3 protein-coding genes and 1 pseudogene are annotated in these 5,612 nt (G+C 74.7%); all 4 read left to right on the top strand.

The window, feature by feature from the left end; all coding sequences use genetic code 11:
• The first annotated feature begins 100 nt into the window (after window positions 1-100).
• Window positions 101-2,377, top strand: a complete 2,277-nt coding sequence (locus tag GQS09_RS26505) for an ATP-binding protein (RefSeq protein ID WP_165990074.1) — start codon at window positions 101-103, stop codon at window positions 2,375-2,377.
• A 210-nt stretch (window positions 2,378-2,587) separates the two neighbouring features.
• Entirely contained in the window at window positions 2,588-3,703 is a 1,116-nt protein-coding gene (gene ald / locus GQS09_RS26510) for an alanine dehydrogenase (protein WP_165990076.1), read from the top strand.
• A gap of 562 nt (window positions 3,704-4,265) precedes the next feature.
• Window positions 4,266-5,300, top strand: coding sequence for a ParA family protein (locus tag GQS09_RS26515; protein ID WP_243761817.1), 1,035 nt, complete (start codon window positions 4,266-4,268; stop codon window positions 5,298-5,300).
• A 47-nt stretch (window positions 5,301-5,347) separates the two neighbouring features.
• A pseudogene (locus GQS09_RS26520) lies at window positions 5,348-5,612 on the top strand (hypothetical protein); the annotation flags it as partial.

Below are 5,612 nucleotides of genomic sequence, written 5' to 3' on the forward strand. Positions count from 1 at the left end.
GCCCGCGCGGCCGCCGCGCGGGGGCCATGCGGTGGGTGGCCGGCGAGTGGCGCCGTGTTCCGCGGGTGACGCCTCGCGGGCAGGGCATACGCTCGGAGACGTGACGGAGCAGGCGGTGCACAGCACGGGCCCGGCGCGGCGCCGGCCCGGTGGGGAGACGGACGGCGGCGGGCCCGCGTTCCTCGGCCGGACCCGCGAACTCGCGGCGCTCCGCGCCGACCTGGAGCGCGCCGGGCTGGACACCCTGGCCGGCCGCCCCGCCCCGCGCTGCCGGGTGCTGCTGGTGGCCGGCCGCCCCGGCACCGGCCGCACCGCGCTCGCCGAGCGCTTCGCCGCCGAGTGCCTGGCCACCGGTGACTACCCCGACGGCCTGCTGCGCGCCCGGCTCACCGACCCCGGCGGCCTGCCCGTGCCCACCGAGCGCACCGCCCGCGACCTGCTGGCCGCCCTGGGCACGGCGGCCCCGGCCGGGGCCGATGAGGACGAGCTCACCGAAGCCCTGCGCGGCGCCCTGGCCGGCCGCCGGGCGGTGCTGCTGTTCGACGACGTCTGCTCCGGTGAACAGCTCGCCGACCTGCTGCCCGACAACCGGGGCTGCCTGGCCCTGGCCGTGGCGCGCGGCCCGCTCACCGGCGTCCCCGACGTGCGGCCCTGCACCGTCGGCGCCATCGAGCAGGACGCCGCGCTGCGTCTGCTGGTGCGCGGCGCCGGCCGCACCCGGGTCACCGTCGACCCGCGGGCCGCCGAGCGGCTGGCCGAGGCCTGCGCCCATCTGCCCGCCGCCCTGGTGCTGGCCGGCGGCTGGCTGGCGGCCCACCCCGACGCGGCGCTGGCCGACGCCCTGCGGCGGATGGCGGAACCCGACGACGACGGCCTGGCGGAGATCACCGACCCGCTGGGCCGGGCCTTCCGGCTCGCCCACTCCGCGCTGCCGCCGCCCGCCGCCCGGATACTGCGGCTGCTCGCCCTGGCCCCGGCGGGCGTGGCGGACGCGCACACCGCGGCCGCCCTGGCCGGCTGCTCCCTGGGCGCCGCCCGCACCACGCTGCGGGACCTCACGCTGCTCGGCCTGGTGCACCCGGTGCCCGCCGCGCCGCCGGCCGTCAGCGAGGAGCCGGCCGGCCCGCTGCTGACGCTGCCCGGCTGCCTGGACCCGCTGCTCCAGATGCTGCTGGACCGGCGGGAGCGGCCCGCCGAGGTGCAGCTCGCCCGGGCCCGGCTGCTGGAGCGCACCGTGCGCCGGCTCACCGCCTGCCGGGCGGTGACCGAGCCGCCCGGCAGCCCGGCCCGCTCCTGGCTGTCCGGCCTGCCCGCCTCGCTGCGCTTCGGCTCCCGCGCGGCCGCCGCCGAGTGGCTGGAGACCCGGCTGCCGTCACTGCTGGCCGCGGCCCGCCTGGTGGTGGCCGAGGGTGAGCTGGACACCCTGGCGCGGCGGCTGATCGCCGCTCTGACCAGCGCCCTGTCCGCGCACCGCGGCACCGAGGCGGCCGCGCCCGAGCTGTACCGGCTGCACGAGCTGGTGCTTGGCGTGGCGGACCGGCAGCGGCTGCCCCGGGAGCGTGCCGCCGCGCTGCTGAACCTCGGCGACCTGGACGTGGCCGGCGGCCGGCTGCAGCTGGCCCTGGACCGCTACCGGTCGGCGCTGGAGGCGCTGCGGCCGGACGGCGACCGGGTGCTGCCCGGTGCCCCGGTGCCCGCCTCCGGGCTGCCCGGGACCGAACTGGGCGCCGGCCGGGCCCTGGAGTCCATCGCCGGCACCTACGCCGAGCTGGGGGACTGGAGCCGTGCCGCCGACTGGTACGCCCGTGCCCTGTCCACCGCGCAGTCCCGCCGGGATCTGGAGGCCGAGGCCCGGCTGCACGGCCGGATGGCGGGGGCCCTGGTGTGCGACGCCCAGTGGCCGGAGGCGCTGCGTGCCTGGCGGGCGGCGGCCGCCGCGCACCGGCGGCGCGGCGACGCGCGGGCCCAGGCGCGGGCGCTGTCCGAGGCGGCCCGGGTGCAGGAGTACGCCGGGGAGCCGGAGGAGTCGATGCGGCTCTGCCTCCAGGCGCTGCGGATCGCCGAGCGGTCCGGCGACCGCCGGCTGGAGGGCGCGCTGCGGCTGCGGCTGGCGGACGGCTCGGAGCGGCTGGGACGGCTGGTGGACGCGGCGGGCCACCGGGAGAAGGCCGCGCGGCTGCTCGCCCCGGACGGCGATGCCGGGCCCCCGGACGGCGGCGCGGACGGCGGTGCGGCCGGGAGCGCGGCCGGGAGCGCGGAAAGCGCGGCCTCGTCCGGCGCGCCGGTGCGGGCCCCGGACGGCACCGGAGGCTCCGCAAGCAGCACGGCGGCTACGGATTCCGCACGGTCCTCCCGGCGTCATGCCTACGAAACATAGACCAGTGTCCAGCAAGATTGAATGATTGCAAGGCTGGACAGCGGGAACCCCTTCATTAACAATGGCAGTGCCGCGGCCTTCCGGCTGCTTCCGGCATGTACTCCATATCCGGATGTGCATGGCTGTGCCTGCACGCGCATCATGCCCGGGGCCTCGTAGCCACGCCCGGTGTCTGAAGCAACCCTCCGCAACGCAAGGACCGTGATCGACGTGAAGGTCGGCATTCCCCGCGAGGTCAAGAACAACGAGTTCCGTGTGGCCATCACCCCGGCCGGTGTCCATGAGCTGGTGAAGAACGGCCACCAGGTCGTGGTGGAGCGCGGCGCCGGGCTGGGCTCCGCCATCACCGACGAGGAGTACACCGCCGCCGGAGCCGGCATCCTGGACACCGCGGACGAGGTCTGGGCCGACGCCGAGCTGGTGCTCAAGGTCAAGGAGCCGGTCGCCGAGGAGTACCACCGGCTGCGCAAGGACCAGATCCTCTTCACCTACCTCCATCTCGCCGCCTCGGCCGCATGCACCCGCGCCCTGCTGGAGGCGGGTACCACGGCGATCGCCTACGAGACCGTGCAGACCGCGGACGGCGCCCTTCCGCTGCTGGCCCCGATGTCCGAGGTGGCCGGCCGGATCGCCCCGCAGGTCGGGGCCTACCACCTGATGCGCCCGGCCGGTGGCCGGGGCGTGCTGCCCGGCGGTGTGCCCGGCACCGGCGCGGCCGAGGCGGTGGTGATCGGCGGCGGCGTCTCCGGCTGGAACGCCATGCAGATCGCCGTCGGCATGGGCTTCCGGGTCACCCTGCTGGACACCAATGTCGACCGGCTGCGGGAGGCCGACCGCATCTACGGCGGGCGGGTGCAGACCATCACCTCCAACGCCTTCGAGCTGGAGCGGGCGGTGCTGAACGCGGACCTGGTGATCGGCGCGGTGCTGATCCCGGGCGCGCGGGCCCCCAAGCTGGTGAGCAACGAGCTGGTGTCCCGGATGAAGGCGGGAAGTGTTCTTGTCGACATCGCGATCGACCAGGGCGGGTGCTTCGCCGACTCGCGGCCGACCACCCACGCCGAGCCGACCTTCCGGGTGCACGACTCGGTCTTCTACTGCGTGGCCAACATGCCCGGGGCGGTGCCCAGTACCTCCACCTACGCCCTGACCAATGCCACGCTGCCCTATCTGGTGCGGCTGGCGAACCACGGCTGGCGGGCCGCGCTCAGCCGTGACGCGGCCTTCGCCGGGGGCCTCAACACCCATGACGGCCAGGTGATTTACGGCCCGGTGGCGGAGGCGCACGGTCTGCCGCACACCGATCCGGGCACCGTTCTGGGCTGATTGCCGCCGGCGCTGCGGCGCCGCCGCGGGCGGCTCGCGGCCCGGCGTCAACCGGGCGCGTCAACCCGGCGCGTCAACCGCGTGACGCCCGGCTCGCCCCGTCCTCCGGCACCGGCCGGGTCCCGTACCATGCCGCCTCGGCACAGGGCAGGGACCCGGCCAGATTTATCAGTATCCGGGGTATCGCGACGGCGACTTGTGGCAAAGACTACTCTTTAACTGTTTCCAGTCCTGCCGAGACTTCCGCCCGCCAGCGGAGCACCTCGCGGCAGCCCTGACCACGGACCGGACGATGCCGACACATCGGTGCCGGTCCGGTGGATTGTGTTGCTGCGGACCGCCGACACGCCATAGAGTCGCCAAACGTCGGCAAGGTGCATCGCTGACTCTGTCGAGAAGTTTCCTGGTCCCCAAGGAGGTACGACGACTTGTGAATGAGTCGACAATTACTCCCGGGGGAGGACAACCAGGAGCGCCTGCGGGGCCTTCGGGCCACCCGGGCATGACGGGGGTCGGCTCCGTCGCTGTCCACACCTTCGTAGCCCACCAGAACCCAGCGAACATGACAGCGCATCAGAGCTCAGACGGACACCAGATCTCCGGCACGGCCCGCGGCCGTGTGGAGGACGGTCCGGCGCGCTTGGCCGCCTACGACGAGTTCCCGGACGGGGAGTTCTTCGACCCGGACGCCGAATTCGAGCCGGACCCGGAGTATGCCGCCACCATCGCGCCGGACGCCGCGCGCCAGCGCCGGGAACGCATCGGGCCGACCGGGCGGCCGATGCCGTACTTCCCGATCCCCGGACCGGTGACCGAGCGCGGCCCGGCCACCATCATCGCCATGTGCAACCAGAAGGGCGGGGTCGGCAAGACCACGTCCACCATCAACCTGGGCGCGGCGCTCGCCGAATACGGCCGCCGGGTCCTGCTGGTCGACTTCGACCCGCAGGGCGCCCTCTCCGTGGGCCTGGGCGTCAACCCCATGGAGCTCGACAACACGGTCTACAACCTCGTCATGGAAAGCGGCATGGCCCCCGACGAGGTGCTGCTGAAGACCGCCATCCCGGGCATGGACCTGCTGCCCAGCAACATCGACCTGTCCGCCGCCGAGGTGCAGCTCGTCAGCGAGGTGGCGCGGGAATCCGCCCTGCAGCGGGCCCTGGCGCCGCTCATCAACGACTACGACTTCGTGGTCATCGACTGCCAGCCCTCGCTCGGCCTGCTCACGGTCAACGCGCTGACCGCCGCGCACAAGGTGATCGTGCCCCTGGAGTGCGAGTTCTTCGCGCTGCGCGGCGTCGCCCTGCTCACCGAGACCATCGAGAAGGTCCAGGAGCGGCTCAACCCCAACCTCAGCCTGGACGGCATCCTCGCCACCATGTACGACTCGCGCACGGTGCACAGCCGCGAGGTGCTGGCCCGGGTCGTCGAGGCGTTCCCGGACAACGTGTACCACACCGTCATCGGACGGACCGTGCGCTTCCCGGAGACCACGGTCGCCGGTGAGCCGATCACCACCTACGCCTCCAACTCCGTGGGCGCCGCCGCATATCGCCAGCTCGCCAGGGAGGTGCTCGCCCGGTGCCACGCCGAGTGAGTCTCCCGGCAGCAGACGAACTGTTCCGTACCACGGGTGGCGCGGCAGTGCAGCCGTCCACCCCGCACGAGCATGCCGCGGACGCCTCGGAGGAGGAGGCCTCCGCCCGGCAGCAGGGCCCCGCGCAGAGCGGGGACCAGGCCGCCGGCCGCGACCCGGAGGACGGCCCCCGGCCGCACACCTCCGGCGCCGGGGAGGCGGCGCCCGCCCCCGGCAACAGCAGGGAACCCTCGGTGCCCAGCCAGTCCAAGCGCGGCACCGCCGCCGGCGCCCGTGCCGGCGGCGCCAAGGGCCGGTCCGCCGCGGCCGGCC

The sequence above is a fragment of the Streptomyces sp. YIM 98790 genome (assembly GCF_011421595.1).
Lineage (GTDB): Bacteria > Actinomycetota > Actinomycetes > Streptomycetales > Streptomycetaceae > Streptomyces.